16 protein-coding genes are annotated in these 13,495 nt (G+C 72.2%); 11 read left to right on the top strand and 5 right to left on the bottom strand.

All coding sequences use genetic code 11. The annotated features are described in order from the left end of the window. Positions 1–112: 112 nt before the first annotated feature. The 7 genes from ACWFR3_RS37765 to ACWFR3_RS37735 all read left to right on the top strand — a co-directional run bounded on the left by ACWFR3_RS37765 (position 113) and on the right by ACWFR3_RS37735 (position 7,199). Positions 113–1,102 carry a LacI family DNA-binding transcriptional regulator gene (locus tag ACWFR3_RS37765; RefSeq protein WP_453739237.1) on the top strand — a complete coding sequence of 330 codons (990 nt, stop codon included), beginning with the start codon at positions 113–115 and terminating at the stop codon, positions 1,100–1,102. Positions 1,103–1,203: 101 nt separating this feature from the next. Continuing rightward, a complete protein-coding gene (locus ACWFR3_RS37760) occupies positions 1,204–2,721 on the top strand; it encodes an SDR family oxidoreductase (RefSeq protein ID WP_453739221.1) in 1,518 nt (505 codons plus the stop codon). Positions 2,722–2,794: 73 nt separating this feature from the next. Further along, on the top strand, positions 2,795–3,379 hold the full coding sequence (locus tag ACWFR3_RS37755) for a sigma-70 family RNA polymerase sigma factor (RefSeq protein ID WP_365859691.1): 585 nt from the start codon (positions 2,795–2,797) through the stop codon (positions 3,377–3,379). Then, the gene (locus ACWFR3_RS37750) at positions 3,376–4,131 is read left to right on the top strand and encodes an anti-sigma factor (protein WP_453739220.1); all 756 of its coding nucleotides are present in this window, start codon (positions 3,376–3,378) and stop codon (positions 4,129–4,131) included. Before ACWFR3_RS37755 ends, ACWFR3_RS37750 begins: the two co-directional genes overlap by 4 nt. Positions 4,132–4,195: 64 nt before the next feature. Then, positions 4,196–5,554, top strand: a complete 1,359-nt coding sequence (locus ACWFR3_RS37745; protein WP_453739219.1) for a cryptochrome/photolyase family protein — start codon at positions 4,196–4,198, stop codon at positions 5,552–5,554. A gap of 215 nt (positions 5,555–5,769) precedes the next feature. Then, positions 5,770–6,414, top strand: coding sequence for a fasciclin domain-containing protein (locus tag ACWFR3_RS37740; protein ID WP_453739236.1), 645 nt, complete (start codon positions 5,770–5,772; stop codon positions 6,412–6,414). A 188-nt stretch (positions 6,415–6,602) separates the two neighbouring features. Continuing rightward, positions 6,603–7,199, top strand: coding sequence for a rhodanese-like domain-containing protein (locus ACWFR3_RS37735; protein ID WP_453739218.1), 597 nt, complete (start codon positions 6,603–6,605; stop codon positions 7,197–7,199). Between the two features lie 26 nt (positions 7,200–7,225). On the opposite strand, the gene ACWFR3_RS37730 is transcribed toward ACWFR3_RS37735, so the two are convergent. Genes ACWFR3_RS37730 through ACWFR3_RS37715 form a run of 4 tightly spaced genes read right to left on the bottom strand, consistent with a single transcriptional unit; the run spans position 7,226 to position 9,491 of the window. Next, positions 7,226–7,810: an alkaline shock response membrane anchor protein AmaP gene (locus ACWFR3_RS37730; protein WP_453739217.1), complete on the bottom strand. Its 585-nt coding sequence runs from the start codon at positions 7,808–7,810 to the stop codon at positions 7,226–7,228. Continuing rightward, a complete protein-coding gene (locus tag ACWFR3_RS37725; RefSeq protein WP_453739216.1) occupies positions 7,794–8,735 on the bottom strand; it encodes a DUF6286 domain-containing Asp23/Gls24 family envelope stress response protein in 942 nt (313 codons plus the stop codon). The genes ACWFR3_RS37730 and ACWFR3_RS37725 overlap by 17 nt, the downstream gene beginning before the upstream one ends. After that, a complete protein-coding gene (locus tag ACWFR3_RS37720; RefSeq protein ID WP_453523719.1) occupies positions 8,732–8,917 on the bottom strand; it encodes a hypothetical protein in 186 nt (61 codons plus the stop codon). The genes ACWFR3_RS37725 and ACWFR3_RS37720 overlap by 4 nt, the downstream gene beginning before the upstream one ends. Before the next feature lie 52 nt (positions 8,918–8,969). After that, positions 8,970–9,491 carry an Asp23/Gls24 family envelope stress response protein gene (locus ACWFR3_RS37715; protein ID WP_453739215.1) on the bottom strand — a complete coding sequence of 174 codons (522 nt, stop codon included), beginning with the start codon at positions 9,489–9,491 and terminating at the stop codon, positions 8,970–8,972. 228 nt (positions 9,492–9,719) lie between these two features. Between ACWFR3_RS37715 and ACWFR3_RS37710 the strand changes: the two genes are divergently transcribed. The 4 genes from ACWFR3_RS37710 (at position 9,720) to ACWFR3_RS37695 (ending at position 11,938) form a co-directional block, all read left to right on the top strand. Beyond that, positions 9,720–10,307, top strand: coding sequence for an RNA polymerase sigma factor (locus tag ACWFR3_RS37710; RefSeq protein ID WP_453739214.1), 588 nt, complete (start codon positions 9,720–9,722; stop codon positions 10,305–10,307). Then, on the top strand, positions 10,298–10,999 hold the full coding sequence (locus tag ACWFR3_RS37705) for an Asp23/Gls24 family envelope stress response protein (RefSeq protein ID WP_453739213.1): 702 nt from the start codon (positions 10,298–10,300) through the stop codon (positions 10,997–10,999). Before ACWFR3_RS37710 ends, ACWFR3_RS37705 begins: the two co-directional genes overlap by 10 nt. Next, positions 10,996–11,337 (top strand): Asp23/Gls24 family envelope stress response protein, encoded by a 342-nt coding sequence (locus ACWFR3_RS37700; RefSeq protein WP_453739212.1) that lies wholly within the window; start codon positions 10,996–10,998, stop codon positions 11,335–11,337. Before ACWFR3_RS37705 ends, ACWFR3_RS37700 begins: the two co-directional genes overlap by 4 nt. Positions 11,338–11,434: 97 nt before the next feature. Beyond that, on the top strand, positions 11,435–11,938 hold the full coding sequence (locus ACWFR3_RS37695; protein WP_453739211.1) for an SRPBCC family protein: 504 nt from the start codon (positions 11,435–11,437) through the stop codon (positions 11,936–11,938). Here ACWFR3_RS37695 and ACWFR3_RS37690 read toward each other — a convergent pair. Continuing rightward, on the bottom strand, positions 11,910–13,469 hold the full coding sequence (locus ACWFR3_RS37690; protein ID WP_453739235.1) for a purine-cytosine permease family protein: 1,560 nt from the start codon (positions 13,467–13,469) through the stop codon (positions 11,910–11,912). The genes ACWFR3_RS37695 and ACWFR3_RS37690 overlap by 29 nt on opposite strands. Positions 13,470–13,495: the final 26 nt, after the last annotated feature.

The raw sequence follows: 13,495 nt of genomic DNA, 5'->3' as shown, positions 1-13,495 counted from the left end.
GGAGACAGTGGAAGCAACGGAGAGCACCCCGGCGAACGGAACCCCGGCGAACGGCACTCCGGCGAACGGCACCCCGGGGGAACGGGCCGCGCGCCGCGGGCAGAGCGCATCCATGGCCGACGTGGCACGCGTCGCCGGTGTCTCCTCGCAGACCGTCTCCCGTGTCTCCAACGGGTACTCGGGCGTCACCGAGGAGACCAGGCAGCAGGTGCTCGCCGCCATGAAGGAACTGGGCTACCGGCCCAACAGCGCGGCCCGCGCCCTCAAGCGCGGCGAGTTCCGCACCATCGGCCTGATCACCTTCTCCCTCTCCAGCACGGGCAACGTACGCACCGTCGACGCGATCGCCACCTCCGCGGCACAGGAGGGGTACGCCGTCACCCTGCTCCCCGTCGCCGTCCCCACCCAGGACGAGGTGCGGGGCGCGTTCTCCCGCCTCGGGGAGCTCGCCGTCGACGCCGTCATCGTGATCATGGAGGTGCACCTGCTCGACGCGGCGGCCCTCTCGCTGCCGCCCCACGTCCAGGTCGTCGTGGCCGACTCGGACGCGGGGGACCGCTACACCGTGGTCGACACCGACCAGGCGGGCGGCACCCGCGACGCCGTGCGGCACCTGCTCGACCTCGGCCACCGGACCGTGTGGCACCTCGCCGGGCCCGAGGACTCCTTCGCGGCCCAGCGCCGCGCCGACGCCTGGCGGGCGACGCTCGTGGAGGCCGGACGCGTCCCGCCGCCGCTCGTGCGCGGCGACTGGTCGGCGGAGTCCGGCTACCGGGCCGGCCTCGGCATCGCCGAGCAGGCGGACTGCACGGCGGTGTTCGCCGCCAACGACCAGATGGCCCTCGGCCTGCTGCGCGCCCTCGACGAGCGCGGCCGCAAGGTGCCGGACGACGTCAGCGTCATCGGCTTCGACGACATCCCCGAGTCCGGCTCCTTCCTGCCGCCCCTGACGACCGTCCACCAGGACTTCGCCGAAGTCGGGCGCCGCTGCGTCGAGGGTGTGCTGCGCCAGATGCGGCAGAGCACCCCGGAACGCGGCACCACGCTGGTGCCCACCCGGCTCGTCGTGCGCCGGAGCACCGCACGGCCGCCTGCTCGCTGACGCCGGCCGCTGTCCCCGACTCACCTCGCTGATCGTGCGCTACACACCACAACCGGGGGAAGGTGGGGAGGCCAGAACATCGTTCGAGGCCGGAGGTACCGATGGACAGCGGCGAAGGTGCGCAGGGGCTGCGCTGCCTGGTGACCGGGGCGACCGGATACATCGGGGGGCGGCTCGTTCCCGAGCTGCTCGACGCCGGGCACCAGGTGCGGTGCCTCGCCCGCACGCCCGGCAAGCTGCGCGACTATCCCTGGGCCGGGCAGGCCGAAGTGGTCAAGGGCGATGCCTCGGACGCCGAGTCGGTGGGCTCGGCCATGCGGGACATCGACGTCGCGTACTACCTCATCCACGCCCTCGGCAGCGGATCCGGCTTCGAGAAGACGGACCGCGATTCGGCAAGGATCTTCGCCGAGCAGGCCCGTGCCGCGGGCGTGCGGCGCATCGTCTACCTGGGCGGACTCACCCCCGAGGGCATCCCGGAGGAGGAGCTTTCGCCGCACTTGCGCTCACGCGCCGAAGTGGGCCGGATCTTCCTGGAGTCCGGCGTACCGACCACCATGCTCCGCGCCGCCGTGATCATCGGCTCCGGCTCCGCGTCCTTCGAGATGCTGCGCTACCTCACCGAACGGCTGCCGGTCATGGTCACGCCGAGCTGGGTGAGCACCCGCATCCAGCCGGTCGCCGTGCGCGACGTCCTGCGCTACCTCGTGGGCAGCGCCACCATGCCCGACGAGGTCAACCGCGGGTTCGACATCGGCGGCCCGGACGTCGTCACCTACCGCGAGATGATGCGCCGGTACGCGGTCGTGGCGAAGCTGCCCCACCGCCTCATCCTTCCGGTCCCCATGCTGAGCCCCGGCCTCTCCAGCCACTGGGTCGGCCTGATCACCCCCGTACCCGCGTCGATCGCCCGGCCGCTCGCCGAATCGCTGCGGTACGAGGTCATCTGCCACGAGCACGACATCGAGCGGTACATCCCCGACGCACCCGGCGTCCCGATCACCTTCGACAAGGCGCTCGCCCTGGCCCTGGAACGCGTGAAAGAGGCCAAGGTCAGCACCCGGTGGTCGTCCGCTTCGCTGCCCGGCGCCCCCAGCGATCCGCTGCCCACCGACCCCGACTGGGCCGGCGGCAGCCTTTACACCGACCGCAGGGAACAGAGCGTGGACGCCTCGCCGCAGGCCCTGTGGGACGTCGTGGAAGGCGTGGGAGGCGACAACGGCTGGTACAGCTTCCCGCTCGCGTGGGCCGTGCGCGGCTGGCTCGACCGGCTCGTCGGCGGGGTCGGCCTCAGAAGGGGCCGCCGTGACGCCCAGCATCTGCGGGTGGGGGACTCGCTGGACTTCTGGCGGGTCGAGGAGATCGAACCGGGACGGCTGCTCCGGCTGCGGGCCGAGATGAGACTGCCGGGCCTTGCCTGGCTGGAGATGTACGCGGAGCAGGACGACAAGGGCCGCACCCGCTTCCGGCAGCGGGCGCTCTTCCACCCGCACGGCCTGCTCGGCCACGCGTACTGGTGGAGCATCTCGCCGTTCCACGCGCTCATCTTCGGCGGCATGGCACGCAACATCACACGTACGGCCGAACAACGCACCGCCAAAACCGCACAGAAAACGTGACCCACCGGCAATCCGACGACGCACCGGCTCCGAATCACCTCTGAAGGCGACCAGCGTCCAGGAGGATCACCGGGTGAACGAAGTAGTGCACATCAGCGGAGCCCCCTCCGCGGGCCCCGACCTGGCCGAGCTGCTCGGCCGGGTGGCCCGCGGCGATCAGCAGGCATTCGCCTCGCTGTACGACGGGGTGTGCTCTCCGGTCCTGGGTGTGGTGCGGACGGTGCTGCGCGATCCCGCCCAGTCCGAGGAGGTCGCCCAGGAGGTGCTCGTGGAGGTGTGGCGCAGTGCCGCGCGCTACCGGCCGGAGCGGGGGAGCGTCATGAACTGGGTCCTGACGATGGCGCACCGCAGAGCGGTGGACCGCGTGCGATCCGTACAGGCGTCGGCCGAACGGGACCACAAGGCGGCCCTGCTCGAACGCACCCCGGCCTTCGACGAGGTGAGCGAGCAGGTGGAGAACCGTCTGGAGCGCGAGCAGGTACGGCGCTGTCTGCGCAATCTGACCGAACTGCAGCGCCAGTCGGTGACTCTCGCCTACTACCGGGGACTGACCTACCGGGAGGTCGGGGAGCTGCTCTCCGTGCCCCTGGGGACGGTCAAGACCCGGCTGCGCGACGGCCTGATCCGGCTGCGCGACTGCCTGGGGGTGAGCGCATGAGCGCCGCCGATCTGCACACGATGACGGGTGCGTACGTCCTGCATGCCCTCTCGGACGAGGAGCGCTCGGAGTTCGAGCGGCACCTGGAGGTGTGCGAGGCCTGCGGCCAGGAGGTGCGTGAACTGGCCGCGACGGCCGGGCGGCTCGCCCGAGCCGTGTCCGTCGCCCCTCCCGCGGACATGAAGTCCGACGTGCTGCGGCGCATCGCCACGGTCCGCCAGCAGCCGCCGCACACGCCCCCCGCGGGCAAGACCGCCGGCGGCACGGGCCGCGGACGGCAGCTGTCCCGCTTCGCCCTCGCCGCATGCCTGGCGGCCGCCGCGGCCTTCGGCGGGGTCGCCGTCTGGCAGCACCAGCGCGCCGACGAGGCGGGCCAGCGGGCAGAGCAGGCACAGGCGCAGTCCGAAAAGCTGGCCCGGGTGCTCGCGGCACCGGACGCCAAGGCCTCCACCGGGCGGCTCACCGACGGTGCGACCGGCACGGTCGTGGTGGCCAAGAGCCTCAACCAAGCGGCCTTCGTGGCGGCCGAGATGCCGGGCCCGCCGTCCGGCAAGGTCTACCAGCTGTGGTTCAACGACGACGGAACGATGCGTTCGGCCGGTCTGATGGACCCGGCCCGCAGCACCGAGGCCGTACTCCTGGACGGCCCGGTGGACCAGGCATCCGGCATCGGTATCACCGTGGAACCGGCGGGCGGCTCGGACGAGCCGACGTCCGACCCGGTGGCCCTGATGAACTTCCCCAGCGCATGACGTTCCCCAGCGCATGACGTTCCCCGGCGCATGACGTTCCGCAGAACATGAGGAGCCGCAGAAAGTGACCGTATCGATCGTCCTTTTCACGTCCGACCTGCGTCTGCACGACAACCCGGTGCTGCGTGCCGCGCTGCGTGACGCGGACCGGATCGTCCCGCTGTTCGTGTACGACGACGGGCTGCGGGACACGGGCTTCGCCGTCCCGAACCGGCGCGCCTTCCTCGCCGACTGCCTGGAGGACCTGGACTCGGAGTTGCGCAAGCGCGGCGGGCGCCTCGTGGTGCGCGGCGGCGACGTCGTCGACCAGGTCCGCAAGCTGGTGGAGGAGACCGAGGCGGTGGGGGTGCACGTCGCGGGCGGGGTCAGCCGGTACGCGACGCGGCGCGAGGAACGGCTGCGGGACGCGCTGGACGACACCGGCTGCCGTCTTGTCGTGCACGACGCGGTCATCACGGCCGTCACGCCGGGAGAGCTGCTCCCGGCGGGCAAGGACCACTACGCCGTGTTCACCCCGTACTTCCGCCGCTGGACGGCAGCGGGCGTACGGGATGTCGTGGCCGCCCCGCGCAAGGTGCGGGTCGCCGACGTGACGTCGGACCCGGTGCGCCCGCGGGCGGAGATCACCGGCGTCTCGCCGGGCCTCGACAGGGGCGGCGAGAGCACGGGGCGGCAGCGGCTGAAGGACTGGCTGTCCGGTGGCATCGCGGGGTACGAGGACGGCCAGGACGATGTCGCGGGCGACGCCACGTCACGCCTCTCGCCCCACCTCCACTTCGGCACCCTGTCGGCGGCCGAAGTCATCCACCGGGCGACGCGTGAGGGCTCGCCGGGGGCGCAGGCGTTCATCCGGCAGCTGGCCTGGCGCGACTTCCACCACCAGGTGCTCGCGGCCCGCCCGGACGCGGCGGCCCGCGACTACCGCTCGCACGGCGACCGGTGGCGCACGAACAAGAAGGAGACCGCCGCCTGGCTGAGCGGATGCACCGGCTACCCCTTCGTGGACGCGGCGATGCGACAGCTGCGCCACGAGGGCTGGATGCACAACCGGGCACGCCTCGTGGTGGCGAGCTTCCTCACCAAGACCCTCTACGTGGACTGGCGGGTGGGCGCCCGGCACTTCCTGAGCCTCCTGGTGGACGGTGACGTCGCCAACAACCAGCTGAACTGGCAGTGGGCGGCGGGCACCGGCACCGACACCCGGCCCAACCGGGTCCTCAACCCCGTGATCCAGGGCAAGCGCTTCGACCCGGACGGCAGCTACGTACGGCGCTGGTTGCCCGAACTCGCCGACGTACCGAAACGGTTCGTCCACGAGCCGTGGAAGCTGGCGGACAAGGACCGGGCGGCGCTCGACTATCCCGACCCCATCGTCGAACTGACCGAGGGCCGGGCCCGCTTCGAGCAGGCCCGCGGCGCCTGAGCGGTGCACCGGGGTGACTGACGCCGGCGGGGGACAGGTGTGCGGAGTGTGCCTGATCGGGTGAATGCGGATCGCTGACCAAACCCCGGCCCGCTCCGTTCCGAATTCCCCATGTGAGCGAAGAACAGCGGCGGTCCGCGTCCCCCACCTGATGCCGCCGGCTCGCGGTCACCCCCACGCACATGCAACGACGCAAGGAGCAGACCATGTCCGCCATGTCTACGTACCCCAGCCGCCTCCGCCGCACCGCGGTCGCCGTCGCCGCCGCGGCGGTGCTGCCGATCGCCCTGACGGCGTGCTCGGACAGCGGTGACAAGGACACCAAGGCCGGCGACTCCTCGCCCAGCGCGAAGGCGAGCAAGTCGGACGACGCCATGACCATGGACGAGCCGTTCGGGCCGGCCTGTGCCTCCGTGCCCAAGGACGGCAAGGGCAGCTTCGACGGCATGGCGAAGGACCCGGTCGCCACCGCCGCGTCGAACAACCCGGAGCTCTCCACCCTGGTCACCGCGGTCAAGAAGGCCGGTCTCGTCGACACCCTGAACAACGCCAAGAACATCACGGTGTTCGCGCCGACCAACGACGCGTTCGCCAAGATCCCCAAGGCCGATCTGGACAAGGTCCTGAACGACAAGGCGATGCTCACCAAGGTCCTCACCTACCACGTGGTGGGCCAGAAGCTGGCGCCCAAGGACCTGGAGAACGGCTCCTACGAAACGCTGGAGAAGAGCAAGCTCACCACCGCGGGCTCCGGCAAGGAGTACAAGGTCAACGACTCGTCGAAGGTCGTCTGCGGCAACGTCCCGACGGCCAACGCCACGGTGCACATCGTCGACACCGTCCTGATGCCCAAGAGCTGACGGACACCGCCGCTGCCTCCGCCGCCCCGACCGGGTGCGGCGGGGGTTTTCGGCATTCATGCGATGGTGGAGATCTGTCGTGGTGATCGCGGGCCCTGCCCCATCCAGTGGCCGATCACCATGATGATCCCGGCGATCATGCTCTGCGCCGGAGTGAGAGCCTTGGCTCAACGAAAGGACAGCTCCACATGACTCCCCCCACCGATCCGGTCCCCACCGATCTGGCCCCCACGGATCTGGCGCCCGCCCAGGCGGCCGCCCGTCTGGACCGCTACACCGTCATCGACGTCCGCAGCCCCGGCGAGTACGCCTCCGGCCACCTCCCCGGAGCCCACAACATCCCCCTCGGCGACCTGCACCAGGCGCTGCCCGAGCTGAAGGCCGCCGCCGCCCGCGGCGAGCTCCTGATGGTCTGCGCCTCCGGGAACCGCTCCGCGACCGCGGGCACCGAGCTGGCCGCCGCCGACATCCCGGCCGCCACCCTCGTCGGCGGCACCACCGCCTGGGCCGCGCAGGGCCACCCCCTGCAGCCCTCCGAGGGCGCGCCGACGGCCTGGGCGATGGAACGCCAGGTGCGTCTGGCCGCCGGGTCCCTGGTCGTCATCGGCCTGGCCGCCGGAACCCGCTTCAAGGCCGCACGCTGGCTGGCCGCCGGTATCGGCGCGGGCCTGGTCTACTCCGCCGTCACCAACACCTGCGGCATGGCGGCCGCCCTCACCCGGCTTCCCCACAACCGCCCCCGCGCCGCCGACCTGAGCACCACGCTGGAAGCCCTGCAGCAGTAGAGCCCTGCCGCCGCGCCCCGGCGCGCTCAGTGGATGCGGGGCGCGCGGTGCGGCCGGGTCGTCAGGCGCACGTCGGCCTCCAGGGCGCGGGGCGCCGCCGCCGTCCGTGCCTCGGCGATCGTGCCCCGGGCGAGTTCGCCGAGGACCGCTTCCGGGGACGCGTCGGGATCCAGGACCAGCGTGATGCGGGCCCGCATCCGTCGCGGGCGCCCCAGCAGGCGTACGTCGGCGCGGGCCACGCCGTCGACGGCCCGGGCGCGCTCGGCCATCACGGAGGCCAGCGCCGGGGCGGAGAGGGTGACACCCGGCTGCCCGAGCGGGAGTTCGCGCAGCCGGCCGCTGCGGATCTGGGCGAGGGCCCAGTACAGGAACAGGACGGCAGCGACGGCCAGCGCGGCGATGGCGACCGGAGTCCACCACCCGTGATCGCGCCAGCGGCCCAGCGCCTCCTGGTCCAGCCACACCCGGTCGGCCCCGACCCGGGGCCAGGACGCCGGCAGCCGGTCGCGGACCGGAGCGGCCGTGGAGGCGAGCACGGCCCCGGCGCCCAGGAGAACTACCGCCGTGCAGAGCAGAGTTGAGCGGTTCGCGCTGCTACGGAGTCGACTCATCAGGGGGCGTTCCTCTCCACGTGGGTTCCGTTCTCAGCCGTACGCGCAGCCGCAGCGGTCTCGCGAGGCCGAGCCCGGCGGCCGCCTCCCCGGCAGCCTCGGTCACCGCCCGCCGCGCGCCGTCCGGATCGCCGAACGCGAGACCGGCGCGCACCCGCGCCGTACGGCGGCCGACCTTGACCAGGACCTTGCCGACGCCGGGCACGTCGGTCACGGCATCGCGCAGCAGGATGGCCACCGCCCGCCGCTCCAGGACCGCGTGCACGCCCGGCAGCGGCGGCTTCATCGGGAGCCGGCCGCGACGGCCCGGCGTGACGGCGATGACCAGCAGCCACACACCGAGCGCGAACACGGTGACCGCGGCAAGAACGTCCGGGGTCGCGCCGCCGTCCGGGCCGTGCGTGGCGAGCCACTCCATCGTCTGGACCCGCCACCGCGCGGGAGCGTTCCCGGCCGCGTGCACCGACACCACGTCGTACAGCAGCACCCCGCAGACCGCGGCGGCGGCAAGAGCCAACACCGCCACGGGGAGGCGGCGTTGGGACCACGGGCGGCGTGCGCGGCCCGCGGCCTTTTCCGTGGCTCCGGTCTCCGTCGCCGGTGGGGCGAGCCGTCCGGCGGGCCGCTCCCGGCGGGACAGACCCCGGACGCGGATGCGCGCCGAGGGCACGGTGAGACCGGTGAGCCGGGCGGTGCGCTCGGCGACGTGCGACCGCACGCTCTCGCCCGCCTCGTCGAGCACCGCGGGATAGGGCAGCGTCACGGTGACCCCGACCTTGGCGCGGCGCCCGCGCACGGTCGCCGAACCCCGACCGGCCTCGACCGCGCCGGGGGCGAGCGCCTCCGTCGCGGCGCGTTCAGCGATGCGGCGCACCGCGCGGTCCGCGATGGTCGTCGTGCCGCGCTCCGCCGGGGGCGTGGTCATCGACGCTCCCGGTCGCGCCCGCCGAGGAAGGCACGGATGTCCGTGCCCTCGTCGACGAGGCGACCCAGGACGAAGCCGACCGCGCCGAGCGCGGCGACCAGCAGGAACGCGCCGAAACCGCCGAACCACCCGGCAAATCCCAGGGCCATGCCGGCCATCAGACCGACCAGGGCTGTGCTCACCACTCACCTCACACCAGAGACCGAAAAAAGGGGGACGACCTGCTCCGGTGCGTTACTCGACGCGCGTCTCGCCGCCGGCGTCCGCGGTGTCGTCGCCGGGCAGGCGGACGTCGTTGACGGCGACGTTGACCTCGACCACCTCGAGGCCGGTGATGCGCTCCACCGCGGAGATGACGTTCTCGCGCACGTCGTGCGCGACGTCCGTGATGGGCACGCCGTACTCGACGACGATGTCCAGGTCGATCGCCGTCTGCCGCTCGCCGACCTCGACCTTCACGCCCCGGCCGACGTTGGGGCGCCCGCCGGGAACACGGTCGCGCACGGCGCCGATGGTGCGGGAGAGGCCGCCGCCCATGTCGAACACGCCGGGGATCTCGCGGGCCGCCATGCCGGCGATCTTCACGACCACGACATCGGCGATGGACGTCTTGCCGCGGGTCGCCGCCGGTTCGGCCGCGCCCGTACCGCCCGTGACGGTGGTGGCTCCCAGAGGGCTCTTGCGCGCCCCGCCGGTGAGGTCCTTCTCGCTGCTGACGGACACGGCCGCGTTCGAAGTGAGGTCCTGCGTCGCCATGGTGGCATCTCCTAGTCGTCGTCAGGGATTTCCCGGTGACTGCGCCGTCGGTCCCGGCCCCCGCGAGGGGGCCGTCTCCGGCTCTTCTCCTGCTCTGACCCGGGTGCAGTACGCCTGTTACGCGCCTCGCGGGAATTTCTTTGCCGGGCATGTAGCGTGCCGGGGCCGCGTAACGCGGAGGGCCCTTCGTGTGTCGTACGAGCACGATCGAAGTGAGAGGAGCCGCGTGTGCCGGGCGACCGGGGCGGTACGACCGAGGAAGCGGATGCGTCGGCGAGACGTGAGGACGGGCTGCTCGCGGTGCGGGCGGCGGAGGGTGACGAGGAGGCCTTCGAAGCGCTCGTGCACCGCCACGCGCCCATGGCCCTGCGCCTGGCCACGCGCCTGCTGGGCAGCCGTCCGGAGGCGGAGGACGCCGTCCAGGACTCCTTCGTCAGCGCCTGGCGCAAGCTGCCGGAGTTCCGCGGTGACGCCCAGTTCGGTACGTGGATCTATCGCATCGTCACCAACCGCTGCCTGAACGTGCTGCGTTCGCGGCGCCCGGTCGTGGCCCTGGACTCGATGCCCGAGCCGCCCGCGCCGGAGCACGAGGTCTCGCCCGCGCGAGCGGCCGAGGCGCATGCCGCCGTGCGGGATCTGGCGCGGGTGATGGAGGGCCTCTCGCCGGAACAGCGGGTGTGCTGGGTGCTGCGCGAACTGGACGGCGCGTCGTACGAGTCCATCGCCGAGTCGGTCGGCATCAGCCCGGAGGCGGTCCGCGGCCGGGTCTTCAGAGCGCGGCGCTATCTGACGGAGGCGATGGCGGCATGGCGGTGAACGGGGAATCCGCGCCGGACGGCGAGACACGCGGCAATGAGACACCGGGCAACGAGACACCGGACAATGAGCGGGAGGCGGGCTTCGGAGTGCTGCCGGATGACGAACTGCTGCCCTGCGGCCGCGAGTTGTCGTACGTGTGGGAACAGGTGGAGGCGGGCACGGCCGACCCCCACATCGAGAGCTGCCCGCACTGCACGCAGGCCGTGAACGCCCTGCGGCACCTTGAGGGGATCGTCACGCAGGCGCGCGAGGTGACGCCGCGGGAGGAGCCTGACACCTCCGCGCTCACCGGCCGTGTCATGGACGTGGTGCGCCTGGAACTGCGGCCGGGCCGCACGCTGCCGCTGGGCGACGAGGACGAGGACGCGTGGATCGTGGAGGCCGCCGCGGCCAGGACCATCCGGGCGGCGGCCGAGTCGCTGCCGGGCGTGCGCGCGGGCAGTTGCCGTATCGATCCGCTGGCCCCGGGGAGCGCCGCGGCGCCCGCGGGACGCCTGGCGCGGGGCCCGGTCAACGTGCGCATCGGGGTGCAGGTCCCCCTTACGTGGAATCTGCCGGAGGCCGCTGACCTGGTGCGCGGCCGGGTGATCGAGGCGGTGGACGGCGAACTGGGCATGCGGATCGCGGGCGTCGACGTGACGATCACCGATGTCATCGACGACGAGATCACGGAAGGGCGGCAGCTGTGAGTGACCGAGACGTGTCCCGGGTGCTGGCGGATGCCGTCATGGAGGCGGTCCTCGACGTCCCCGGAGTGGCCTTCCTGCGACCCGGCCTCGCGGACCTCCTGCGGTCCTCGGCTCTGCTGAGGCGCGGACTGCCCGGTACTCCGGCGGGCTCCGCCGGGGTGCAGGTGCGCAGGCGGAAGGAGGCCGGGGGCTGGGGCGTGGAGGTGCACGTGGTCCTGCGCCGGGGGCGGCGGGCCCTGGACGTGACGCGAGAGGTGCGGTCGGCCGCGGCGAGGGCCGTCGAGCGGGCGGCCGGGGATCCGGCCGAGGTGACGGTCACCGTGACCGGCCTTGTCTGAGACACCCCTGTGGCCACGGACCGCCCGCGTGGCGGGGGAGGGGGCTGACATTCAAGCTACTGATGAGTAAGGTCGCGGGACAAGGATCGGAGTTGTCATGACCCGCACGTTCACAGTGTCCCGCAGCATCCTGGTCGATGCGTCACCGCAGTCGGTGTACGAGCAGGTCAGCCAGCCCGCCCTGATGGGGCGGTGGAGCCCGGAGAACCTCGGTGCCACCGTGCCCGGAAGCGAAGAGCCCGCCGCCGTCGGCCTGGTCTTCGAGGGGCACAACAAGCGCGGCCCGTTCCGCTGGACCACGCGCTGCACGGTGACCGAGGCCGATCCGGGCAAGCGCTTCGCCTTCCGCGTGCACGCCATCGGCCTCAAGCGCCCCCGCCTGCGGGCCCCGATCGCCACCTGGGAGTACCGGTTCGAGGACAGCGGCGGCGGCACCAAGGTGACCGAGACCTGGACGGACGACAGGCGCTCCTGGCCCACCTTCGTGGCCAACGCCTTCGACCGCGTCGCCACGGGCGGCAAGACCTTCGCGGTCTTTCAGGTCGGCAACATCGACCGGACGCTGAAGAACCTCAAGCGCGAGTTCGAGACGGCGCGCTGACCCCGTCCCCGCCGGGCGGCCCGGTGATCGGGGCGATCGGGGTTTCGGCCGCCCGCACCCAGCGCGGCCCGGCGGGCCCGTACACCGCGCGCGGCTCGGGGAAGGCCGCGAGCAGGGCGAGGTAGACGACCGCGGCGACGGCCGCGCCCAGCGGGAGGCTGATGTCGGCGCCGTTGGCGAGGTCGCCAAGGGGCCCGACGAACTGGCCGGGGATGTTGGTGAAAAGCACGCCGGTCACCGCTCCGGTCCACCAGGCCGCCATGCCGCGCCAGTTCCAGCCGCGCGCGAACCAGTAGCGGCCGCCGTGCTGCCGGCGGGTGAAGACCTGCAGTGCCTCGGGGTCGTACCAGCCGCGCCGGGTGACATAGCCGAGCATCATGACGATCATCCACGGAACGGTGCAGGTGATGATCATCGTGGCGAAGGTGGAGATCGCCTGGACCAGGTTGAAGCCGAAGCGGCCCACGAAGATGAACGTGATGGACAGGACGCCGATCAGGACGGTGGCCTGGACCCGGCCGAGCCGCGGGAAGACCGAGGAGAAGTCCAGGCCGGTGCCGTAGAGCGCGGTCGTGCCGGTCGACATGCCGCCGATCAGCGCGATCAGGCAGACCGGCAGGAAGTACCAGCCGGGCGCGATCGCGAGCAGGCCGCCGACGAAGTTGGGCGCGGCCGGGTCCATGTACTTCGGTGCCTGCTCGGCGATGATCGCCGCGGTCGCCAGGCCGAAGCCGAACGGAAGGACCGTGGCGACCTGCGAGAGGAACGCCGCGCCCATCACCTTGCGGCGAGGGGTCTCGGCGGGGATGTAGCGCGCCCAGTCGCCCAGGAAGGCGCCGAAGGAGACCGGGTTGGACAGCACGATCAGCGCGGCGCCGATGAAGGACGGCCAGAACAGGTCCTGCGTGGCCTGATCGGCGCCCGCAGTGAAGATCCCCGCGTACGAGGGATCGAAGTCCCCCGCGAAGGCGACGAGGCCGAGGACGAAGAGCAGCGTCGCCGCCACCACCGCGATCTTGTTCACCAGCAGCATGAAGCGGAACCCGTAGACGCACACGGCGAGCACGAGCGCGGCAAAGACCGCGTACGCGCAGCCGTAGGCCACGTCGCTCTCCGGCACGCCGAGCAGCCGGTGCGCCCCGCCGATGAGCGCGTCCCCCGAGCTCCACACCGAGAGCGAGAAGAACGCCACGGCGGTGAGCAGCGAGAGGAAGGAGCCGACGATCCTGCCGTGCACGCCCAGATGCGCCGAGGACGAGACGGCGTTGTTCGTGCCGTTGCGGGGCCCGAACACCGCCATCGGGGCAAGAAGCAGGGAGCCGACGAGCAGTCCGAGCAGCATCGCCGCGAGCCCCTGCCAGAAGGAGAGGCCGAAGAGGATCGGGAACGCGCCGAGCACGCAGGTGGCGAACGTGTTGGCGCCGCCGAACGAGAGCCGGAACAGGTCGAGCGGCCCGGCCGTGCGGTCCGCGTCCGGGATGCGTTCGACTCCGTGCGTCTCGATCTCGGTGACGGACGGCGATGACTCCATGGGCACGGGCAGCTCCCTGATGACGG

The organism is Streptomyces sp. NPDC055189 (assembly GCF_053606765.1).
Note: the sequence above shows the minus strand (reverse complement) of the source record. Positions and strands in the feature narration are given on the sequence as shown.

Bases quoted from the DNA above. Each gene is read 5' to 3' on its own strand.
- ACWFR3_RS37765 (WP_453739237.1), top strand. From the start codon at position 113: ATGGCCGACGTGGCACGCGTCGCCGGTGTCTCCTCGCAGACCGTCTCC.
- ACWFR3_RS37760 (WP_453739221.1), top strand. From the start codon at position 1,204: ATGGACAGCGGCGAAGGTGCGCAGGGGCTGCGCTGCCTGGTGACCGGG.
- ACWFR3_RS37750 (WP_453739220.1), top strand. From the start codon at position 3,376: ATGAGCGCCGCCGATCTGCACACGATGACGGGTGCGTACGTCCTGCAT.
- ACWFR3_RS37740 (WP_453739236.1), top strand. From the start codon at position 5,770: ATGTCTACGTACCCCAGCCGCCTCCGCCGCACCGCGGTCGCCGTCGCC.
- ACWFR3_RS37735 (WP_453739218.1), top strand. From the start codon at position 6,603: ATGACTCCCCCCACCGATCCGGTCCCCACCGATCTGGCCCCCACGGAT.
- ACWFR3_RS37730 (WP_453739217.1), bottom strand. From the start codon at position 7,810: ATGAGTCGACTCCGTAGCAGCGCGAACCGCTCAACTCTGCTCTGCACG.
- ACWFR3_RS37725 (WP_453739216.1), bottom strand. From the start codon at position 8,735: ATGACCACGCCCCCGGCGGAGCGCGGCACGACGACCATCGCGGACCGC.
- ACWFR3_RS37715 (WP_453739215.1), bottom strand. From the start codon at position 9,491: ATGGCGACGCAGGACCTCACTTCGAACGCGGCCGTGTCCGTCAGCAGC.
- ACWFR3_RS37705 (WP_453739213.1), top strand. From the start codon at position 10,298: ATGGCGGTGAACGGGGAATCCGCGCCGGACGGCGAGACACGCGGCAAT.
- ACWFR3_RS37695 (WP_453739211.1), top strand. From the start codon at position 11,435: ATGACCCGCACGTTCACAGTGTCCCGCAGCATCCTGGTCGATGCGTCA.
- ACWFR3_RS37690 (WP_453739235.1), bottom strand. From the start codon at position 13,469: ATGGAGTCATCGCCGTCCGTCACCGAGATCGAGACGCACGGAGTCGAA.